The sequence below is a fragment of the Microbacterium sp. dk485 genome (assembly GCF_004570445.1).
Lineage (GTDB): Bacteria > Actinomycetota > Actinomycetes > Actinomycetales > Microbacteriaceae > Microbacterium > Microbacterium wangchenii.
The window spans coordinates 108,867-128,526 of sequence record NZ_SPQW01000001.1 but is presented as its reverse complement, the minus strand read 5'-3'; the positions used below and the strand labels follow the sequence as shown (position 1 = coordinate 128,526).

General features: G+C 70.9%; 17 protein-coding genes. 5 read left to right on the top strand and 12 right to left on the bottom strand.

Annotation, left to right across the window (positions count from 1 at the left end):
- The first annotated feature begins 1 nt into the window (after position 1).
- On the top strand, positions 2-1,222 hold the full coding sequence (locus tag E4V99_RS00620) for a saccharopine dehydrogenase C-terminal domain-containing protein (RefSeq protein WP_135064735.1): 1,221 nt from the start codon (positions 2-4) through the stop codon (positions 1,220-1,222).
- A gap of 195 nt (positions 1,223-1,417) precedes the next feature.
- Here E4V99_RS00620 and ald read toward each other — a convergent pair whose 3' ends face one another.
- Together ald and E4V99_RS00610 are read right to left on the bottom strand one after the other, a co-directional pair.
- Positions 1,418-2,533 (bottom strand): alanine dehydrogenase, encoded by a 1,116-nt coding sequence (ald, locus tag E4V99_RS00615; protein ID WP_135116044.1) that lies wholly within the window; start codon positions 2,531-2,533, stop codon positions 1,418-1,420.
- A 36-nt stretch (positions 2,534-2,569) separates the two neighbouring features.
- Positions 2,570-3,553 carry an asparaginase gene (locus E4V99_RS00610; RefSeq protein WP_135064741.1) on the bottom strand — a complete coding sequence of 328 codons (984 nt, stop codon included), beginning with the start codon at positions 3,551-3,553 and terminating at the stop codon, positions 2,570-2,572.
- A gap of 62 nt (positions 3,554-3,615) precedes the next feature.
- On the opposite strand from E4V99_RS00610, the gene E4V99_RS00605 reads away from it, so the two are divergent.
- Entirely contained in the window at positions 3,616-4,083 is a 468-nt protein-coding gene (locus E4V99_RS00605; RefSeq protein WP_135064744.1) for an OsmC family protein, read from the top strand.
- A 128-nt stretch (positions 4,084-4,211) separates the two neighbouring features.
- Here E4V99_RS00605 and glpK read toward each other — a convergent pair whose 3' ends face one another.
- The 3 genes from glpK to E4V99_RS00590 form a co-directional block, all read right to left on the bottom strand.
- Positions 4,212-5,726, bottom strand: a complete 1,515-nt coding sequence (glpK, locus tag E4V99_RS00600) for a glycerol kinase GlpK (RefSeq protein ID WP_135064747.1) — start codon at positions 5,724-5,726, stop codon at positions 4,212-4,214.
- A 76-nt stretch (positions 5,727-5,802) separates the two neighbouring features.
- Complete coding sequence (locus tag E4V99_RS00595; protein ID WP_135064750.1) at positions 5,803-6,555, bottom strand: MIP/aquaporin family protein; 753 nt, start codon at positions 6,553-6,555, stop codon at positions 5,803-5,805.
- A gap of 117 nt (positions 6,556-6,672) precedes the next feature.
- Positions 6,673-8,397 (bottom strand): glycerol-3-phosphate dehydrogenase/oxidase, encoded by a 1,725-nt coding sequence (locus tag E4V99_RS00590; protein WP_135116043.1) that lies wholly within the window; start codon positions 8,395-8,397, stop codon positions 6,673-6,675.
- 107 nt (positions 8,398-8,504) lie between these two features.
- Here E4V99_RS00590 and E4V99_RS00585 point away from each other — a divergent pair, with 107 nt between their 5' ends.
- Entirely contained in the window at positions 8,505-9,473 is a 969-nt protein-coding gene (locus E4V99_RS00585; protein WP_135064756.1) for a sugar-binding domain-containing protein, read from the top strand.
- A gap of 9 nt (positions 9,474-9,482) precedes the next feature.
- Here the strand turns inward: E4V99_RS00585 and dhaM are convergent, their stop codons facing one another.
- From dhaM to E4V99_RS00565, 4 genes are all read right to left on the bottom strand, one after another.
- Positions 9,483-10,223: a dihydroxyacetone kinase phosphoryl donor subunit DhaM gene (gene dhaM / locus E4V99_RS00580; RefSeq protein WP_135116042.1), complete on the bottom strand. Its 741-nt coding sequence runs from the start codon at positions 10,221-10,223 to the stop codon at positions 9,483-9,485.
- The gene (dhaL, locus tag E4V99_RS00575) at positions 10,220-10,858 is read right to left on the bottom strand and encodes a dihydroxyacetone kinase subunit DhaL (protein WP_135116041.1); all 639 of its coding nucleotides are present in this window, start codon (positions 10,856-10,858) and stop codon (positions 10,220-10,222) included. The genes dhaM and dhaL overlap by 4 nt, the downstream gene beginning before the upstream one ends.
- 2 nt (positions 10,859-10,860) lie before the next feature.
- Positions 10,861-11,853 (bottom strand): dihydroxyacetone kinase subunit DhaK, encoded by a 993-nt coding sequence (gene dhaK, locus E4V99_RS00570; protein WP_135116040.1) that lies wholly within the window; start codon positions 11,851-11,853, stop codon positions 10,861-10,863.
- An 81-nt stretch (positions 11,854-11,934) separates the two neighbouring features.
- Positions 11,935-12,645 (bottom strand): lysophospholipid acyltransferase family protein, encoded by a 711-nt coding sequence (locus tag E4V99_RS00565; RefSeq protein WP_135117184.1) that lies wholly within the window; start codon positions 12,643-12,645, stop codon positions 11,935-11,937.
- Between the two features lie 163 nt (positions 12,646-12,808).
- Here E4V99_RS00565 and E4V99_RS00560 point away from each other — a divergent pair, with 163 nt between their 5' ends.
- Entirely contained in the window at positions 12,809-13,750 is a 942-nt protein-coding gene (locus E4V99_RS00560) for an FKBP-type peptidyl-prolyl cis-trans isomerase (RefSeq protein WP_135064768.1), read from the top strand.
- Positions 13,751-13,778: 28 nt separating this feature from the next.
- The gene (gene dxr / locus E4V99_RS00555; RefSeq protein WP_135116039.1) at positions 13,779-14,864 is read left to right on the top strand and encodes a 1-deoxy-D-xylulose-5-phosphate reductoisomerase; all 1,086 of its coding nucleotides are present in this window, start codon (positions 13,779-13,781) and stop codon (positions 14,862-14,864) included.
- 83 nt (positions 14,865-14,947) lie between these two features.
- On the opposite strand, the gene E4V99_RS00550 is transcribed toward dxr, so the two are convergent.
- From E4V99_RS00550 to E4V99_RS00540, 3 genes are all read right to left on the bottom strand, one after another.
- Complete coding sequence (locus E4V99_RS00550; RefSeq protein WP_135116038.1) at positions 14,948-16,612, bottom strand: UDP-N-acetylmuramoyl-L-alanyl-D-glutamate--2,6-diaminopimelate ligase; 1,665 nt, start codon at positions 16,610-16,612, stop codon at positions 14,948-14,950.
- Between the two features lie 82 nt (positions 16,613-16,694).
- Positions 16,695-18,224: an amino acid permease gene (locus tag E4V99_RS00545; RefSeq protein ID WP_135064777.1), complete on the bottom strand. Its 1,530-nt coding sequence runs from the start codon at positions 18,222-18,224 to the stop codon at positions 16,695-16,697.
- 9 nt (positions 18,225-18,233) lie between these two features.
- Positions 18,234-19,610: a glutamate decarboxylase gene (locus E4V99_RS00540; protein WP_135116037.1), complete on the bottom strand. Its 1,377-nt coding sequence runs from the start codon at positions 19,608-19,610 to the stop codon at positions 18,234-18,236.
- Between the last annotated feature and the right edge of the window lie 50 nt (positions 19,611-19,660).

Sequence of the window (19,660 nt, the reverse complement as noted above, 5' to 3'; positions counted from 1 at the left end):
GATGCGGATCCTCATCATCGGCGCGGGCGGCGTCGGTTCGGCAGCGGCCCGCATCGCGGTGCGCCGATCGTTCTTCGACGCGCTCGTGATCGCCGACTACGACGCCGCGCGCCCCGCGGCACTCGTCGCCGAGCTCGGCGACCGGCGGTTGAGCGCGGCGCAGGTGGATGCGGGCAGCTCCGAGTCGGTGGCAGACCTCATCCGCGCGCACGACATCACGCACGTCCTGAACGCCGTGGACCCGCGATTCGTGCTGCCGATCTTCGACGGGTGCTTCGCGGCGGGCGTCACCTACCTCGACATGGCGATGAGCCTGTCGGCGCGGCATCCCGAGCGCCCCTTCGAGCTCCCGGGTGTGAAGCTGGGCGATGAGCAGTTCGCCCGTGCCGACGCGTGGGAGCGCAGCGGCCTCCTGGCGCTGGTCGGGATCGGCGTGGAGCCGGGGCTCAGCGACGTGTTCGCGCGCTACGCCGAGGACGAGCTGTTCGCCGAGATCGACGAACTGGGCGTGCGCGACGGTGCGAACCTCGTGGTGGCGGGGTACGGCTTCGCGCCGTCGTTCTCGATCTGGACGACGATCGAGGAGTGCCTGAATCCGCCCGTCGTCTACGAGCGCGACCGCGGGTGGTACACGACCGAGCCGTTCAGCGAGCCCGAGGTGTTCGACTTCCCCGAGGGCATCGGGCCCGTGGAGTGCGTCAACGTCGAGCACGAGGAGGTGCTCCTCATGCCGCGGTGGACGAAAGCGAAGCGCGTGACGTTCAAGTACGGGCTCGGGGACGAGTTCATCCAGGTACTGAAGGTCCTCGCGAAGCTCGGCTTGGACCGGACCGATCCCGTGACCGTGGGAGGCGTCGAGGTGTCGCCGCGCGATGTCGTGGCCGCGTGCCTGCCCGACCCGGCGACGCTCGGGGACAAGATGAGCGGCAAGACGTGCGCGGGGGTGTGGGTGACCGGCACCGGGAAGGACGGCTCCCCGCGCTCGACCTACCTGTACCACGTCGCCGACAACGAGCGGACGATGGCCGAGTACGGCTCGCAGGCCGTCGTGTGGCAGACGGCCCTGAACCCCCTGATCGCCCTGGAGCTGCTGGCCGCCGGGACGTGGTCGGGTACGGGGGTGCTCGGCCCTGAGGCGTTCCCCGCGACGCCGTTCCTCGACCTGCTGTCCGCCCCCGCACCGGCCGGCTACGGATCGCCGTGGGGCATCCAGGAGAGGTAGCCCGCCGTCCCGAGGCGCCCGTCTTGTCGTCGTCGGCAGGTCTCTCCCGTTCAGAATTCAGGAGACACGCCGCACCGACGCCTCGGCGCGGCCTCTACAGCCCCGGATCTCCTGAGTTTTGAACGGCAGGGGTGCCCCACCCGGGCCACGCGGCCGCCGGTGCCGCGGCCCGGTCCCGCGGCCCGATGCCGCGGCTCAGGCGAGGACGTCGGCGAGGGATGCCGCGGCCAGGCCGTGCGCGGTGGCCACCCCGGCGTTCACCACAGCGGCGCCGGCGGTGTTCAATCCCGCCGCGAGGGCGGCGTCGGCACGGAGCGCCTCGCGCCACCCACGCGCGGCGATCTGGCGGACGTAGGGGAGCGTGACGTTGGTGAGCGCCGACGTGGAGGTGTTCGGCACGGCCCCGGGCATGTTCGCGACGCAGTAGAACACCGACCCGTGCACCTCGAAGGTGGGGGAGGCGTGGGTGGTCGGACGCGTGTCGGCGAAGCATCCGCCCTGGTCCACCGCGATGTCCACGAGCACACTGCCCGGCCGCATCCGCGCGACGGTCTCGTTCGAGACGAGCTTGGGGGCCCGTGCGCCCGGGATCAGCACCGCGCCGATCACGAGGTCGGAGTCCACGACGGCGCGCTCCAAGTCGAGGGGGTTGGAGGCTGCGGTGCGGATGCGGCCCTGGAAATGATCATCGAGATACCGGAGCCGCTGCACGTTGGTGTCGAAGACGGTCACCTCCGCACCGAGCCCTGCCGCGATGACGGTGGCGTTGGCCCCGGCCACACCGCCGCCGATCACCGTCACGCGCGCGGGCCGGGTGCCGGGGACCCCCGACATGAGCAGGCCCAGCCCGCCCTCCGAGCGCAGCAGCGTGTGAGCACCGACCGTGGGTGCCAGACGTCCGGCGACCTCGCTCATCGGCGCCAGGAGCGGGAGGCTCCCGCCGGGCAGCTGCACGGTCTCGTACGCGATCGCGGTGACCCCGTCGGCGAGCAGCCGGTCGGTGAGCGGGCGGTCGGCGGCGAGGTGCAGGTACGTGAAGACCACGAGGTCGTCGCGGAAATACGCGTATTCGCTCGCGATCGGCTCCTTGACCTTCAGCAGCAGCTCGGCGCGCGACCACACCTCGGCGGCGTCGTCCAGGAGCCGTGCACCCGCGTGTTCGTAGTCGGTGTCGGTCATGGACGAACCGAGCCCCGCACCCCGCTGCACGAACACCTCGTGTCCGGCCGCGACCAGGTCGTGCACCCCCGAAGGAGTCAGGGCCACGCGGTACTCGTTGTCTTTGACCTCGGTGGGAACGCAGATCCTCATCGATCGACCTCTCCGCGCAGCCGGGTGGGCCGCGCTCTAGAACGCGGGGTGGATGACCCCGACCTCTCTTCCGCCGCCGGACACCGACAGCGGAAGGTGTGACATCGTCTCGGCCACATCGGCCGATGCCAGCGCGCCGACCCGCTCGAGCAGCCGCAGGGCGACGGCGGATGCGGCTCGGCCGCTGCCGTCCAGGATCTTCAGGGCCACCGTGGTGCCGTCGGGTGCGACGACGACCTGCACGCCCTCCGCGCCGGCCTTGGCGAAGACGCCGAGCCGCTCGATCATGATCGTGTCGGGGCGTCCGGGCCCATCGATGGTCCACGGATTCTGCCGCACGGCGCCCACGAGGGCACCGGCGGAGCGGTGCAGGGCGAACGGTGACCGCTCCGACGACGTGCCCACGCGCTGGATCGCGCGGGCGAGGGCGGTCAGCGTCATGGCGTACACCGGGGCGCCGCATCCGTCCACCGCCATCGCCGCGGACTTCTCACCCGTGAGCCGCTCCACGAGCTCGCGGATGTGCGTCTGGAGCGGGTGGGCCGGATCGAGGTAGCCGTCCGTGGGCCACCCGTTGGTCGCGCACGTCAGCAGCATCGCGGCGTGCTTGCCGGAGCAGTTCATGCGGATGCGGGCAGGCTCGGCCCGGTCGCGCACCAGTTCGTCGCGCGTGGCGGCGTCCGACGGCCACGCGGGCGGGCAGGCCAGCGCTTCTTCGCCCACGCCCGCGGCGGCGAGGATGTCGCGGACCACGGCGACGTGCCGATCGGTGCCGGAGTGGCTGGCGGTCGCGAGAGCCAGGCGCACGCCCTCCAGCGGCGCGCCGGCGGTCAGACACGCGAGGGCCTGCAGCGGCTTCATGCTCGAGCGCGGCAGGATCGTCGCCGACGCGTCACCGAGCCGGTCGGCCACGGTGCCGTCGGGGGCGAGGACGAGAGCCGCTCCGCTGTGGCGTGATTCGACGAATCCATTGCGCTCGACGAGGGCGAGATCCACGGATGCGGCGGAGGTCAACGGCACCCCTCCACACTAACGCCGGGGGCGTCGGCGCCGGCGGCGACGCACGGTGGGAGACTGGCGGCATGACGGGTGAGCACACGTACCGGGTGTCGGCGACGTGGACGGGGGATCGCGGCACCGGCACGAGCGGGTACCGCGACTACGACCGGTCGGTGACGGTGGAGGTGGCCGGCAAGCCGGCGCTGCCGGTGTCGGCCGACCGGCCTTTCCGCGGCGACGGTGCCAAGTGGAACCCGGAGGACCTGCTGATCGCGGCGCTGGCGGAGTGCCACCTGCTGTCGTACCTGTACGCGTGCGTTCAGGCGGGGGTCGTGGTGACCGCCTACGAGGACCAGGCCGTCGGCACCGTCGTGGTGGAGGGCAACGGCGGCGCGTTCCGCGAAGTGGTGCTGCATCCGCGGGTCGTGGTGGCCGAGGCCGCGATGGTGGATGCGGCCGTCTCCGCCCACGCGGACGCCCACGAGTGGTGCTTCATCGCCAACTCCGTGAACTTCCCCGTGCACGTCGATCCGGTCGTCGTCGCCGCCTGACCCTCCGCACTCCGCGAGACTGCACGCACGCGGCGAGACCGCGACATGATGTCGCGGTCTCGCCGGTGCGGTGCAGTCTCGCGGCGGGGCAGGCCGGATGGGGGTGGGATGGGGGCGGGCGGGGCGGGTCAGCGCACGTCGTCGTCGACCCAGTCCATCGACTTGGTGACGGCCTTCTTCCACAGGCGCAGCTGGCGCTCGCGCTCCTCGGGATCCATGTCGGGCTCCCAGCGCTTGTCCTCCTGCCAGTTCGCGCGCAGGTCGTCGAGGTTGTCCCAGAAGCCGACGGCGAGGCCCGCCGCGTACGCGGCACCCAGTGCGGTGGTCTCGGCGACCACCGGGCGGATCACCGAGACGCCCAGGATGTCGGCCTGGAACTGCATGAGCGCGTCGTTCGCGGTCATGCCGCCGTCGACCTTGAGCTCCTCCAGCTCCACGCCCGAGTCGGCGTTGACGGCATCCAGCACCTCGCGCGTCTGGAAGGCGGTGGCCTCCAGTGCGGCGCGCGCGATGTGGTTCCGGTTCACGTAGCGCGTCATGCCCACGATCGCCCCGCGCGCGTCGGGGCGCCAGTACGGCGCGAACAGACCCGAGAACGCCGGGACGAAGTAGACGCCGCCGTTGTCCTCCACCGCCGAGGCGAGCTGCTCCACCTCGGGGGCGGAGGAGATGATCCCGAGCTGATCGCGCAGCCACTGGATGAGCGATCCGGTGACCGCGATCGAGCCCTCCAGGGCGTAGTGCGCGGGCCCGTCGCCGAGCTTGTAGCCGAGCGTGGTGAGTAGGCCGTTCTTGGAGCGGACGATCTCCTCGCCGGTGTTGAAGATGAGGAAGTTGCCTGTGCCGTAGGTGTTCTTGCTCTCGCCCGGGTCGTACGCGGCCTGTCCGAACGTGGCCGCCTGCTGGTCGCCGAGGATGCCGGCCACCGGCGTCTCGCGCAGCAGCGAGGACGACTCGGCGTGGCCGTACACCTCGGAGGACGAGCGGATCTCCGGCATCATCGAGCGCGGCACCCCGAAGACCTCGAGGATGTCGTCGCGCCACTGCAGGGTCTCCAGGTCCATGAACAGCGTGCGGCTGGCGTTGGTCACGTCGGTCGCGTGCACGCCGCCGTCGGGTCCGCCGGTGATGTTCCACAGCACCCAGGAGTCGGTCGTGCCGAACAGCAGGTCGCCGGCCTCGGCGCGCTCCCGCGCCCCGTCGACGTTCTCGAGGATCCACATGATCTTCGTGCCGGAGAAGTACGTCGCCAGCGGCAGGCCCACGATCTCCTTGAACCGCTCCACGCCGCCGTCCTGGGCGAGACGGTCCACGATCGGCTGGGTGCGGGTGTCCTGCCACACGATCGCGTTGTACACGGGCTCGCCGGTGTTCTTGTCCCACACGACGGCGGTCTCGCGCTGGTTGGTGATGCCCACGGCGGCGATGTCGTGGCGGGTGACGTCGGCGCGGCTGAGGGCGAGACCGATCACTTCCTGCGTGTTGTGCCAGATCTCGGATGGGTCGTGCTCGACCCATCCCGCCTTCGGGAAGATCTGCTCGTGCTCCTTCTGCCCGACGGAGACGACGCTTCCGTTGCGGTCGAAGATCATCGCTCGGGTGGAGGTGGTGCCTTGATCGATGGCGAGGACGTAGTCGGCCATGTGGGACTTCCTTGTCTATATGTGAGGGTTCGGATATCGGAGGGTGGTGGGCGCCGCCGAGGCGGCGCCCACCGGGTCAGGCCAGGCTCAGGAGCACGGGCGCCAGGAGTGCGGCGATGGCGCCGCCCAGAAGGGGGCCGACGACGGGGACCCACGAGTACGCCCAGTCGCTGGAGCCCTTGCCCTTGATGGGCAGGACGGCGTGGGCGAGACGGGGGCCGAGGTCGCGGGCGGGGTTGATGGCGTAGCCGGTGGGGCCACCCAGCGATGCGCCGATGCCGACCACGAGCAGCGCGACCGGTACAGCGGTGAGCGGCCCGAGCCCGCCGGGAACGCCGACATCGATGTCACCGTAGTCGGCGAAGGCGAAGATGACGAACATCAGCACGAAGGTGCCGATGACCTCGGTGGCCAGGTTCCATCCGTACGAGCGCATGGCCGGCCCGGTCGAGAAGACCGCGAGCTTGAGGGCGGGATCGGGTTCTTCGTCGAAGTGCTGCTTGTACGCGACCCACGTGAGCACGGCGCCCACGAAGGCGCCCACCAGCTGCGCGAGGACGGCGATGAGGAACCAGACGAACTCGATGCTCCCGGCGATCAGCAGCGCGATCGATACGGCCGGATTGATCATCGCGCCGGAGTATGCCGAGACCAGGACACCGGCGAAGACAGCGAGACCCCATCCCCAGTTGATCAGGAGCCAGCCGCCGCCGTTGCCCTTCGTGCGGGCCAGGACGACGTTGGCCACCACACCGCAGCCCAGGAGGACGAGCATTGCGGTGCCGACGAACTCGGACAGGAAATACAGACCCAGATTCACTTCTTGCATGTCGACGTCGACCTTTCCGTGAAGTTCCCGCTCTGCGCCCACAAGCCTCGGCCGGGGCCCTTGTGAGTGCGAGGCTAGCGATCACACGGGCCGCAGGCGAGGGGGGTCGGCGCGAGCTCACCGGGACGCGCTGTCGACCTCCTCGAACTCCACGCGGTGGGCGCTGCGGAGGATCTCCACGGTGCGTGCGAGCTCGTGCTCGCACCGCTGCGTGTCCCAGTCCAGCACGCCGGCGATGGCGTCGGTGACCTCGCGGAGGGTCTGGTGGCTCACGGTGCCCGTGAAGGCCAGCGACGTGCGCCGCAGCACGACATCCAGCAGATGCACCACCTGCTCCGTCGCCGCCAGGTGTGCGAGCTCCTCGCGGTAGTACCCGTCGGCGTGCGGGAGGGGCGTGGCGTCCGGGGGGATGGCCGCGAGCACCTCGGTGGCACGCGCGCCGTAGCGGGCCAGCATCCGCTCGACCAGCTCCTCGGGGTGACCGGATGCGTGCGCCTGGACCCAGCGGCGGCGGTCGGCGTCGGTGCGCGGGAAGCCCTTGCCCCCGCCGATGGGGATGCCGGCGGTGCTCAGGCGGTGCGGGCGACCGAGGGTCTGCATGGTGCGTGTGCTCAGGTGCTCCGCCAGCGCCCGGAACGTCGTCCACTTGCCGCCCACGAGGCTCAGGATGGGCGTGCCCTGGTGGGTGTCGTCGACGATGCGGTAGTCGCGCGAGACGAACCCGGGTGCGGTGTCGTCGTGACGGGGGAGGGGGCGGATGCCCGAGAACGTGTAGACGATCTGCGAGCGTTCCACCGCGATGTCGGGGAACACCTGTGCGATGAGGTCGAAGAAGTAGTCGATCTCCTCGTCCGTGCACACCGCCTGCTCGGTCGGATCGGCGTCGATGTCGGTCGTGCCCACCAGGACGCGTCCCTTGAGCGGATAGATCAGCACGATGCGGCCGTCGGAGTGCTCGAAGAAGATCTCCCGCCCCTTGGTCGCCGCGAGCAGCTCGGGGTGGTCCAGCACGATGTGCGAGCCCTTCGTGCCACCCATGAAACGCGTGGGCATGCCCATCGCGTCGTTGGTGAGGTCGGTCCACGGGCCGCTGGCGTTCACGACGACCTTGGCCCGGATCGAGAACTCCTCGCCGCTGAGCTCGTCGCGCAGCTGCACCGCGCCGTCGCGCATCCCGACGGCGCCGACGTAGTTCACGGCGGTGGCGCGTGGTCCGCCCGCCTCCAGGCCGTCGTGCAGGACATCCAGGGCGAGGCGCTCGGGATCCCACATCGACGCGTCGTAATAGGTGGCGGTGTACTTCACCCCGGGGTTCATGTCGGGGAACTCCGCCAGCGACGCCTTCCGGCCGCGGAAGCGGTGGCGCGGCACGGCGCCGCCGCCGCGCGAGAAGGTGTCGTAGATCATCAGGCCGGTCTTGATCAGCAGCGCACCGCGCTCGCGCGGCTTGCCGCGGCCGTGGGTCACGAGCAGCCGGAACGGGGCCGAGAGGATGCCCGAGAGCGTCTTGAAGATCGGGATCGTCGTCTCCAGCGGTCGGACGTAGTGGGGGGCGGTCCGCAGCAGCGCATTGCGTTCGGTGACCGCCTCCTTCACGAGGCGGAACTCGCCGTTCTCCAGGTACCGGATCCCGCCGTGCACCATGTGGCTCGAGGCGGACGATGCGCCGGAGACGAAATCGGCGCGATCGACGAGGGCGACGTCCACGCCCTGCAGGGCGAGATCGCGGAAGGTCGCGATGCCGTTGATGCCGCCGCCCACCACGAGGATGTCGACATCCCCGCGCTCGCGGAGGGCAAGAACGTCAGGGCGAAGGGAGGAGGACGGCGTCGGCGAAGTCACGGATGCGGCCTTTCGTGGGTGCGTCCTCCCACCCTCGCCCGCCGTGCACGGAGTTGCAAGCCAGTTGCACAAACGTGCAAGGATGGAGGTGTCCGGAGGAGGACGTCATGCCATCCGCAGCCACGCGACCGCAGGACGCACTGCGCGCCGCGCAGCTGTATTACCTGCAGGACCTCACGATGGAAGCGATCGCGAGCGAGATGCACGTCTCGCGGTCCTCCGTCTCACGCCTGCTCTCCTTCGCGCGAGACAGCGGGCTGGTGACGATCTCGATCCACTCGCCCCACGATGCCCGCAACCAGCTGGAGAGTCGCGTGGCCGACCGGTTCGGGATCACCGCCCACGTCGTGCCCACCCCCGACCGCATCAGCGAGGCCGAGCGACTCGAGCGCACCGCGCTGTCAGCCGCCCGCATCCTCACCGGCCGCGTGGATTCGGCCATGACGGTCGGGATCGCGTGGGGGTCGACCCTGTCCGCCGTCGCCCGTCACCTTCCCACCAAGCGCACGCACGACTCGCGCGTCGTGCAGATGAACGGCGCCGCGAACGTGCGCACGTCGGGCATCCCGTACGCCGGTGAGATCCTCACCCGGTTCGGGTCGGCGTGGTCGGCGTCGGTGCATCAGTTCCCCGTGCCGGCACTGTTCGACGATCCCCTCACCAAGCAGGCGATGTGGCGCGAGCGCTCCGTCCGTGCCGTGCTGGAGATCCAGGAGCGCGTGAGCGTGTTCGTGTTCGGCCTGGGCTCTCCGCATGCCGACGTCCCCTCGCACGTGTACGCCGGGGACTACTTCGACGACGCCGACCGTCGCTCGATCGAGCGCTCCGGCGTCGTCGGCGACTGCGCCACCGTCTTCTACCGCCTGGACGGCACATCGGATGGCATCGAGCTGAACGAGCGCTCCAGCGGTCCCGACCTGGAGGCGGTCCGCCGCATCCCCCGGCGGTTCTGCGTCGTGTCGAGCCTGTCGAAGCTCGACAGCCTCCGCGGTGCGCTGGCGGCCGGGCTGATCACCGAACTCGTCGTGGAGGAATCCCTCGCCCGGCGGCTGCTGGAAGTCGGCACGGCGCGCTGAGCGCGCGCGTCACAGCTCGCCGAAGCCGTCCTCCACCATCGTCCGCAGTTCGTCCACGGCCTCCTGGGCCTGCGGACCCGTGGCGCTCACGCGGATGCGTGTGCCCGGTCGCACGCCCAGCGACATGAGGGCCAGGAGGCTGTCGCCGGCCGCCGGCGCCGAGCCCGCGTCCAGATCGGCCACCTGCACGCGCGCGTCGAAGCGCCCGACGGCCCGGACGAAGGCCGCGGCGGGGCGCGCGTGCAGCCCGGAGGGGTTGCGGATGACCGCATCGAACGACGCCTGGCCGTCGGAGGACGGCGCGGGAGAGCCCCCGGGTGCGGCGGATTCGGCGCCCGCCGCGCCGGAGTCCTCGCCCAGCTGAGCGCGCTTGGCATCCAGCGCCCCGCGGACCTGCGTCGCCACGGTCTCGAGAGGCGACCCCGCCGCGGCGGCCACGACGGCGGCGACGAGCCCCTCGACGAAGGGGGCGGGACTGAGCACGATGCGCGCGTCGGTCTGCACGAACTCCCGCGCCATCTCCGCGCTGAGGATGGCGGAGCCGAGGTCCATCAGCACGAGCACGCCGTCGTCGGAGGCGACCCGGTCGATGGCGGCGGCGATCTCGGCCGCGTCGGTGCCGAAGCCGGCATCGGCGGTGCCGGCGGCCACGTCGATCGGCGGCGGGGAGTCGCCCCCCATCTGCAGGGCCAGATCCACGGCAGCCGCGGCCAGGGGCGCACTGTGGGAGACCACGACGATGCCGATCACGTCGCCGCCTCCAGCGCATCGCGCAGCGCCGCGATGAGCAGCGTCGAGGACGCCGCCCCCGGATCCATATGGCCGGCGCTGCGCTCGCCGAGGTAGCTGGCCCGGCCCTTCCGCGCCACGAGGGGGATCGTGGCGTCGCGCCCCTTCTCCGCCGCCTCCAGAGCGGCTGCCGCGGCAGGGGTCGCGTCCGCCCCTGCGCCGACGGCCGCATCCCACGCATCCACGGCGGGCAGGAGGGCGTCGATCATGGTCTTGTCACCGGGCTCCGCCTTGCCGCGTGCCACGACGCCCTCCACTCCCGCGCGCAGGGCCGCGCCCAGCTCGGCGGCGTCCAGCTCGGTGCGATCGCCCGCGGAGGTGCCCAGGCGCAGGAAGAGCGTGCCGTACAGCGGTCCGCTGGCCCCGCCCACCGTGGAGACCAGGGTCATGCCGACCGTCTTGCCGAGCTCGGCCGGCGTCGCCGGCGGGTCGGTGGAGAGCTTGGCCACGACGGCATTCATGCCGCGGGCCATGTTCGACCCGTGGTCGGCGTCGCCGATCTCGGAGTCCAGGGCGGTGAGTTCCGCCTCGTGCTCGGCGATGAGGGCGTCGAAACGCGTGATCCAGGCCGTCAGCTCCGCGGGCGTGACCGACATGCTCACGCCCCCCACCGCAGCCCCGGTGTCACCACGGGGGCATCCCACAGGCGGATCAGCTCGTCATCGGCCTTCACGACGGTGAGGGAGCATCCCGCCATGTCCAGGCTCGTGATGTAGTCGCCCACCAGGCAGCGACGCACGTCGATCCCCGCCTCGGTCAGGAGCGCGGCGACCTCCCCGTACATGAGGTAGAGCTCGATCAGCGGCGTGCCGCCCAGGCCCGACAGCAGCACGATCGCCGGACCCGCCGCGTCGAAGTCGGCGAGGATCGGGTCCACCAGCATGCGCGCGATCTCGTGCGCGGAGGCCAGCGGCACGCGCTCGCGCCCGGGCTCGCCGTGGATCCCGACGCCCACCTCCATTTGGTCGTCGGGGAGGTCGAAGGTGGGCTTGCCGGCGGCGGGGACCGTGCAGCTGGTGAGAGCGATGCCCATCGACCGCCCGCTCGCGCTGACCTGCCGCGCCAGCGCCGCCACCGTGTCCAGGTCGGCGCCCTCCTCGGCGGCGGCACCGACGACCTTCTCCAGGATCACGGTGGTGCCCGTGCCGCGCCGTCCCGCCGTCCACGTGGAATCCTGCACCGCGACGTCGTCGGCGACCACGACCGATTCGACCCTGATCCCCTCGGCGGCGGCGAGCTCGGCCGCCATCTCGAAGTTCAGGACGTCGCCGGTGTAGTTCTTCACGATGTGCAGCACTCCGGCGCCGGAGTCGGCGCCCTTGGTGGCTTCGAGCACCTGGTCGGGCGTGGGGGAGGTGAACACCTCGCCTGCCGCTGCGGCGTCCAGCATCCCGAGGCCGACGAAACCGCCGTGCATGGGTTCGTGGCCGGAACCGCCTCCGGAGACCAGTGCCACCTTGCCGGCGCGGGTGGGCTCCCCGCGGTAGATGACACGGTGCTCGGTGTCCACGCGCAGCTCGGGATGCGCGGCCTGCACGCCGCGCAGGGAGTCGGTGAGGACACCGGCGGGTGCGTTGATGAGTTTCTTCATGGCTCTCTCCCTGGCGCGACGGTGCGGTCAGGGAGAATCTCCCCCTCGCCCGTCCCGCTGTCAAGGGCGGGGGCCCTGCCGTCAGCGGCGCTCGTGGGGGAGGACCTGGCGGATGCGCTCGAGGGGGTTGGCGGCGGGGGCCTCGTTGTACACGCCGGCCAGTTCCTGCCCGGACAGCGCATGGATCGCGGCCATGATCTCGTCGGTGGCTGCCCGGCGCGCACGCCCGGAGGAGGCCGGTCCGTGGGCGGTGAGGTCGATGGGCTCGCCGAACTTCACCGTCACCCGCTGGCGCAGAGTAGGGAAGCGCGCGCCGACGGGCATGACGACGTCCGTGCCGATCAAGCCCACGGGCACCACCGGAGCGCCCGTCTGCAGCGCCAGGAACGCCACGCCGGTGCGCCCCTTGTAGAGCCGGCCGTCCAGCGAGCGGGTGCCCTCGGGGTACAGCGCGACCGCGCGTCCCTCCTCCAGGAGGCGACGCTGCTGGTCCAGGGCGTCCAGGGCCGCCTGCCCGGCGCCGCGTTCGACGGCGATGGCGCCGATGGCGGTGAAGAACTGCCGTGACGCCCACGACTCGAAGTAACTCGACTTCGCCAGGAAGTGCACCGGCCGGGGGGCGGCGATGGGGATCACGACGGAGTCGATGAAGGAGAGGTGGTTGCTCGCGAAGATCACGGGGCCGGTGCGCGGCACGAGCGAGCGGCCGACGATGTGCGGCCGGTAGATCAGGCGCGCCAAGGGCGCCACCACGCCTCGACCGAACGCGTACGCCGCGCCCACGCGCTTCATCGGGAGGGTGTCGGGACTGTCGGCGGGGGGTCGGCCTTCCTCGATCGTCACCCGACGAGGCTACTCCGCGTTTCATTCTCCGCCGGGCATGTCCTTCTCCCAGGCGATCCCTAGGCCGGATGCGCCAGGATGGGAGCCCCCTGTCTCTTCGGAAGGTCTCCCCGTGCGCATCCGCTCATTCGCCACCGTGTCGCTGCTCGCCGCGGCGGCCGTCGTCCTCGCCGGCTGCTCGGGCGGATCGGCGCCGGAGGAGAGCCCCACCGGGACACCCGGAGACCTGTGCGCCGCGGCGGCCCCCTCCGGTGCCGTCTCGGACGCCGTCACGGTGGAGGGCGAGATCGGTTCGCCGGCCACCGCCACTTTCCCCGCGCCCCTCGACGTCGTCGAGCTGGAGCGGACGGTCGTGACGGAGGGGTCGGGCGACGAAGCCGCCGCGGGCGACTACGTCGCGTACGCGCTGACCGCGTTCGATGCCGCGAGCGGCGAAGAGCTGGCGGCCGCAGGCTACGACGCACCGCTGCAGCCTCAGCAGATCTCCCCGGAGAACCCCCTCGGGCAGGTCCTCGGATGCGCCACGGCCGGTTCGCGCGTCGTGGCGGCGCTGCCCGGCGACGGCGGCCAGAACGGCGCGCAGGTGTACGTGTTCGACGTGCTCGAGGTCACTCCGGAGTCGGAGTGGTGCGTGGCGGGGGAGTTCTCCGGCGACGCCCCCACGGTGACCTTCGACGAGGCCGGTGCCCCGGCCGTCGGCATCCCGGCGAGCGATCCGCCCGCGGAGGTCGCGGTGCAGGTGCTCACCGAGGGTGACGGCGAGACCGTGCAGGCCGGCGACGCGGTCGAGGTGAATTACACCGGAGTCAAGTGGTCCGACGGCTCGACCTTCGATTCCAGCTGGGAGCGCGGCGAGCCCGCGGCGTTCACGACCGACGGTGTCGTGGCCGGTTTCCAGCGCGCGCTGGAAGAGCACACCGTCGGCTCGACGGTGCTCGTGTCGATGCCCCCGGTGTGCGGCTACGGCGAGAAGGCCTCGTCGCAGCACGAGCTGGCCGGGGAGACCCTCGTCTTCGTCGTGGAGATCCTCGCCACCGAACACGCGGGCCAGTAGCCTGCGGCACGGTCGGTAGGCTGAGCGGATGCGGCGCGTCCTCGTCCTCGGATCCACCGGCTCGATCGGCACCCAGGCCCTCGAGGTCATCCAGGCCCACCCGGAGCGGTTCGAGGTGGTGGGGCTGGCGGTGGGCAGCGACCGCGACGGCATGCGCGCGCAGGCGGAGCTCTTCCGCGTCGAGCACACCGCCGTGGGCGCCGCGGAGGCCGAGCAGCTCGTCCGCGACGTCGAGGCCGACGTCGTGCTCAACGGGATCACCGGCTCCGTGGGCCTCGGCCCGACCCTGGCGGCGCTGGAAGCGGGCCGCACGCTGGCGCTGGCGAACAAGGAGTCGCTCATCGTCGGCGGCGATCTCGTCACCGCCCTCGCCCGGCCCGGTCAGATCGTGCCGGTGGACTCCGAGCACTCCGCCATCGCGCAGGCCCTGCGTTCGGGGGAGCCGAGGGAGGTGCGCCGGCTCGTGCTCACGGCATCCGGCGGCCCCTTCCGCGGGCGCGATCGCGCCGGACTCGCCGAGGTGACCCCGGCCGAGGCGCTCGCCCACCCCACGTGGGACATGGGGCGCGTCGTCACGACCAATTCGGCGACGCTGGTGAACAAGGGCCTGGAGGTCATCGAGGCGCACCTCCTGTTCGACGTCCCCTACGACCGCATCGACGTCGTCGTGCACCCGCAGTCGGTCGTGCACTCGATGGTGGAGTTCATCGACGGGTCGACTCTCGCGCAGGCCTCGCCGCCGGACATGCGCCTGCCCATCTCACTGGGGCTGGACTGGCCGAACCGGGTCGAGAACGTCGGGCGCCCGCTGGATTGGACTGCGCCCACGGCCTGGACGTTCGAGCCGCTGGATGCCGAGGCCTTCCCTGCGGTGTCGCTGGCCAAGCAGGTCGGGCGCGTCGGGCGCACGTATCCCGCGGTGTTCAACGCCGCCAACGAGCAGGCCGTCGACGCGTTCCACGAGGGCCGGCTGAGCTTCCTCGGCATCCTCGACACCGTCGAGCGGGTGGTCGAGGCGCACGAGCCGCCCGACGCGCTCAGCCGGGAGTCGCTCGCCGACGCCGAGGCGTGGGCCCGCGCCGCCGCCGACCGGGCGATCGCCGCCGCATCCTGAACCCGCCCTTCGCCGAGAATGCATCAGCTCGGCGAGAGTGCACCGGATTCGATGCCGTTTCGCCGAGGTGATGCACTTTCGCGTCAGAGTGGCGAGGCGAAGGGGCGCTCGGGGTCGGAGGACGGGGTCGCGTCGTCCGGATAGGGGACCGGCCACGTGGGGTCGGGGACGGGCCAGCCGGCCGCCCGCAGCGCCCGGCGGGCGAGCTCACGCGCCGAATACGGCGTGCGCCGCCCGCGGATGTCGCGGTAGTCCTGGTGCCCGGGTCCGGCCCACAGGATCGCGTCGCCCTCGCCCACGAGCGCGACGGCCTCCACGATCGCGCGCTCGGGCGGGGAGAACTCGTGGATCTGCGCATCCGGACGGGCGCGCAGGGCGCCTTCGCGCAGGGTCGCGCGGATGGAATCCGGATCCTCGAAGCGCGGGTGGTGATCGGTGAGGACCAGGATGTCGCTGCCCTCGACGGCCGTGCGCCCCATATCGTGCCGCTTCGTGGCGTCGCGGTCGCCGTCGGCTCCGAAGAGCATCAGCACCTTGCCCGGCGTGACGCGCCGGACCGCGGCGAGGGTCTTCTCGAACGCATCGGGGGAGTGCCCGAAGTCGACGTACACCGCCGGTCCGCGCTCGCCCGAGACCAGCTGCGTCCGCCCCGGCAGGTGGGCTTGGATGCGGTCACCGTCCAGCGCCGCGGCGATCCGCTCCCACGCGTAGCCGGCCTCGAGGATCATGACGATCGCCAGCCCCGCGTTGGCAGCCATGTGCCGCCCGATGACGGGGACGACCGTGGTGAGCGTTCGCCCGTCGCGTGCGCTCAGGCGGAACTGCGTCCCCGTGGGCCGCTCGTCCAGGATCTCCACGACCCAGTCCGCGGCCGCGGCGGCGTGGGGGTCGGACGCGAGGGCGGGCGTGCCCACCGTCACCGTCGGGACCTCGCTGCGGGCCACGACCTCCGCACCCGGCTCGGAGTCGATGCACACGACGGCGCGGCGGGCGCGGTCGGGGCGGAACAGCGGGAGCTTGGCCTCGAAGTACTCGCGCATGTCGGCGTAGTCGTCGAGGTGATCGTGGGTGAGGTTGGTGAATCCGGCGACGTCGAACACGATGCCGTCGACGCGGCGCCGGCTCAGCGCCTGCGCGCTCACCTCGACCGCCACCGCTTCCACTCCGCGCTCGCGCATGAGCGCCAGGAGCGCGTGCATCTCGTAGGCCTCGGGCGTGGTCAGCCGCGACACGATCACGTGACCGGCGATGTGCCGTTCCGCCGTCGAGGACAGTCCCGTGACCACGCCCAGCTGCCCGAGGATCCCCTCCAGCAGGTGCGAGACGCTCGTCTTCCCGTTCGTGCCGGTCGTTCCCAGCAGCAGCGGCAGCGTGTCGTCGCGACCCGTGCGATACACCCACGCCGACAGTTCGCCGAGGATGCCGCGGGGGTCCTCGACCAGGACGACGGGGAGCCCGCCCGCCTCCGCTGCATCCGCGCCGGCTGCGTCGGTGACGATCGCGACCGCGCCCTTGTCCGCGGCCTGAGCGGCGAACTCCGCGCCGTGGCGGTTCACGCCCTGCACGGCGACGAAGACGTCACCGGGCCGCAGGTCGGCGGTGGCGAGGGTCAGGCCCGACAGGCGGACCCCGGCGGTGTCGCCGCGCACGCCGATCGCGAAACGCGCCACGAGCTCGTCCAGCGTGTGCTGGGGCGGCGCGTCGGGTCGGAGGACGGGAGGGAGGGAGGAGGGCGCATCGGTCGGCATGGCGACTCCATCCTCTCACCGCCCGCACGAGATTGCCCGTCCGGTGCCAGGCGGGCGATCTCGTACGCCACGACGGGGAGATTCACCCGGTCGCGGTCGCCGGTGGGGTGGATGCGGTCGCTTCGTCCTCGTCGTGGGTGCCGTGCTTTGCCTTGTCCTCGGGGCTGCGGCGGTCCCAGCCGGGACGGCGGAGGGCGTAGAACACCAGCGGCGGCGCACCCAGCACGATGATGACCAGGCCCACGATCCACGGATACACCTCGGGGGAGAACGCTGTGAACCCCGAGGGCGGGATGAACGCGAGCACGAAGGCGGCGAGGCAGCCGACGAACCCGACGCCGGCGACGAGGTTCATCGCGGGCACGCGGTACGTGCGCGTGACGTTCGGCTCCTTCCGGCGCAGGACGATCGCGGCGGCGAACATGAGCATGTACATGATGAGGTAGATCGCCGCCGCCATGTCGACGAGCGCGACGAACGCGGCGCTGACGTTGGGCACCACGACGAAGATCGCGGCGAGGATCGTCACGATCGTCCCCTGGAGCATGAGGATGCCGGACTGGACGCCCGCCTTGTTGCGCTTCTGCAGCGCCGGAGGCAGCAGCCCCGTCTCGGCCGCGGCGAGCAGGCCCTTCGAAGGACCGGCGATCCACGTGATGACGGAGGCCAGGGCGCCCGCCGCGATCAGCGCCGAGACCACCGCGGTTCCCCAGCCGAGGTCCCACTTGTCGAAGTAGGCCTGGAAGGCGAGCATGATGCCGTTGGTGAGCCCCAGTTCCTTCTCCGGCACGGCGATCGAGATGGCGATCGTCGGGAGGATGAACACCAGCAGGATCAGGATCGAGGCCAGCAGCACCGACCGCGGGTATCCCTTGCCGGGGTCCTTCATCTGGTTCACATGCACCGCGTTGACCTCCATGCCCGCATAGGCGAGCACGTTGGAGACGATCAGCACGATGGAGGCGATGCCGGTGAACGGCGGGATGATCGCGGAGGCATCCAGCGGCACCTCGCTCTTCTGCCCCGTGCCCAGCCAGATGAAGCCGAAGATGATGAGCAGCACGGCCGGCAGCAGCGTGCCGAGGATGCCGCCCCACGAGCCGAGTTTGGCGAACAGGTTGCCGCCGCGCAGCGTGATGAGCGTCGAGCCCCAGTACAGCACCAGGATGACGATCGCGGTGAACAGCCCCGAGTTCGACAACGACGGGTCGACGAAGACGAAGGCCAGGGCGGCGGCGATGAAGGCGATCTGCGTGGGGTACCAGACCACGTTCTGGATCCACTGGAGCCAGACCGCCGTGAAGCCCCAGCGGTTGCCGAACGCCTCCCGCACCCAGACGTAGACGCCGCCCTTCCAGCCCGTGGCCAGCTCGGCGGCCACGAGCGCCGTGGGGATGAGGAACAGCACGGCAGGGATGATGTACAGCGTGACGCTTCCCAGCCCGTACACGGCCATCGCGGGGAGCGAGCGCAGACTCGCCACCACCACGAGCGTCAGCAGTGCGAGCTGGCCGACTCCGAGATAGTTGACGACGGTGCTGCGGGGGGCGAGCGGATGATTGGACGCGGCGCGGGCCGCGGCATCCGCTGACTGCTTCGATGTGCTGGACATGTCCTCGCCTCAGTGGTGGAACGCGGGGTGCTGACCCTCGACGGGCATGGCCGACTCGAGGGCGTCGAGGTACGCCGTCTCGGTCTCGATGCTCTCGAGCAGCTCGGCGGCCAGGTCCATGCTCAGCCCGTTGCGGACCACGATGCGCTGCACCGTGAGGTCGCTCAGGTCATCGGGCATGGGATAGGCGGGCACGAGCCATCCCTTCATGCGCAGCCGGTCCTGCAGGTGGTAGAGGTTCCAGTTCTTGGTGTGCCCCTCTTTCAGGTACCACGCGAAGACGGGGATGTCGCTGCCGTCGTTCCACAGCTCGAACGCACCGATTCCGGCGATGCCCTCGGCGAGGTACTTCGCGACGTCCTGCGACGCCTGCTGCACCGCGCGGTAACCCTCGAAGCCGAGGCGGAGGAACATGTAGTACTGCAGCAGCACCTGCGCGCCGGGGCGGGAGAAGTTCAGGGCGAAGGTCGGCATCTGCCCGCCGAGGTAGCTGACCTGGAACACCAGGTCCTCGGGCAGCCACTGCGTGTGGCGCCACACCACCCAGCCCAGGCCCGGGTACACCAATCCGTACTTGTGACCCGATGTGCTGATGGAGTGCACGCGTTCGAGACGGAAGTCCCAGATGAGGTCGGGCTGCAGGAACGGCGCGATCATCGCGCCGGACGCCCCGTCCACGTGGATCGGGATGTCGAGCCCCGTCTTGGCCTGGATCTCGTCCAGCGCCTTGGCGATCTCGGCCACCGGTTCGTACATGCCGGTGTAGGTGACGCCCATGATCGCCACGACCCCGATCGTGTTCTCGTCGACGTACTTCTCCAGGTCGTACCCGTCGAGCGTCTTGTGTTCCATGCTGATCGGCACGAAGCGGGGCTCGACGTCGAAGTAGTTGCAGAATTTCTCCCAGCACACCTGCACGGCGGAGGACATCACGAGGTTGGGCTTGGACGTGTCCTTCCCGGCGACGCGGCGGGACTGCTGCCAGCGCCGCTTGAAGGCGAGGCCGCCGAGCATGCAGGCCTCCGACGAGCCGATCGTGGACGTGCCGATGCTCTGCGATGCCTCCGGCGCGTTCCACAGGTTCGCGAGCATGTGCCAGCAGTTGTCTTCGATGGCCGCAGTCTGCGGGTATTCGTCCTTGTCGATCATGTTCTTGTCGAAGGACGCTTCGTACACCTGCTTGGCGTCTTCGTCCATCCACGTGCCGACGAAGGTGGCGAGGTTGAGGCGGGAGTTGCCGTCCAGCATCGTCTCGTCGTCGACGATCTGCTTGGCGGTGTCGGGGAGGGATTCCTCCTGGGGGATGACGTGGCGCGCGGCGATGGTGGCCTCGCCCGGACGCGCGAACCGCGGCGTCGTCTCGTTGTCGTTCTGCGGTGCGTTCATGGCTTTCTCCCAATCTGGTCGCTCGACTCGGCGCGAGCGTATGCCGCATG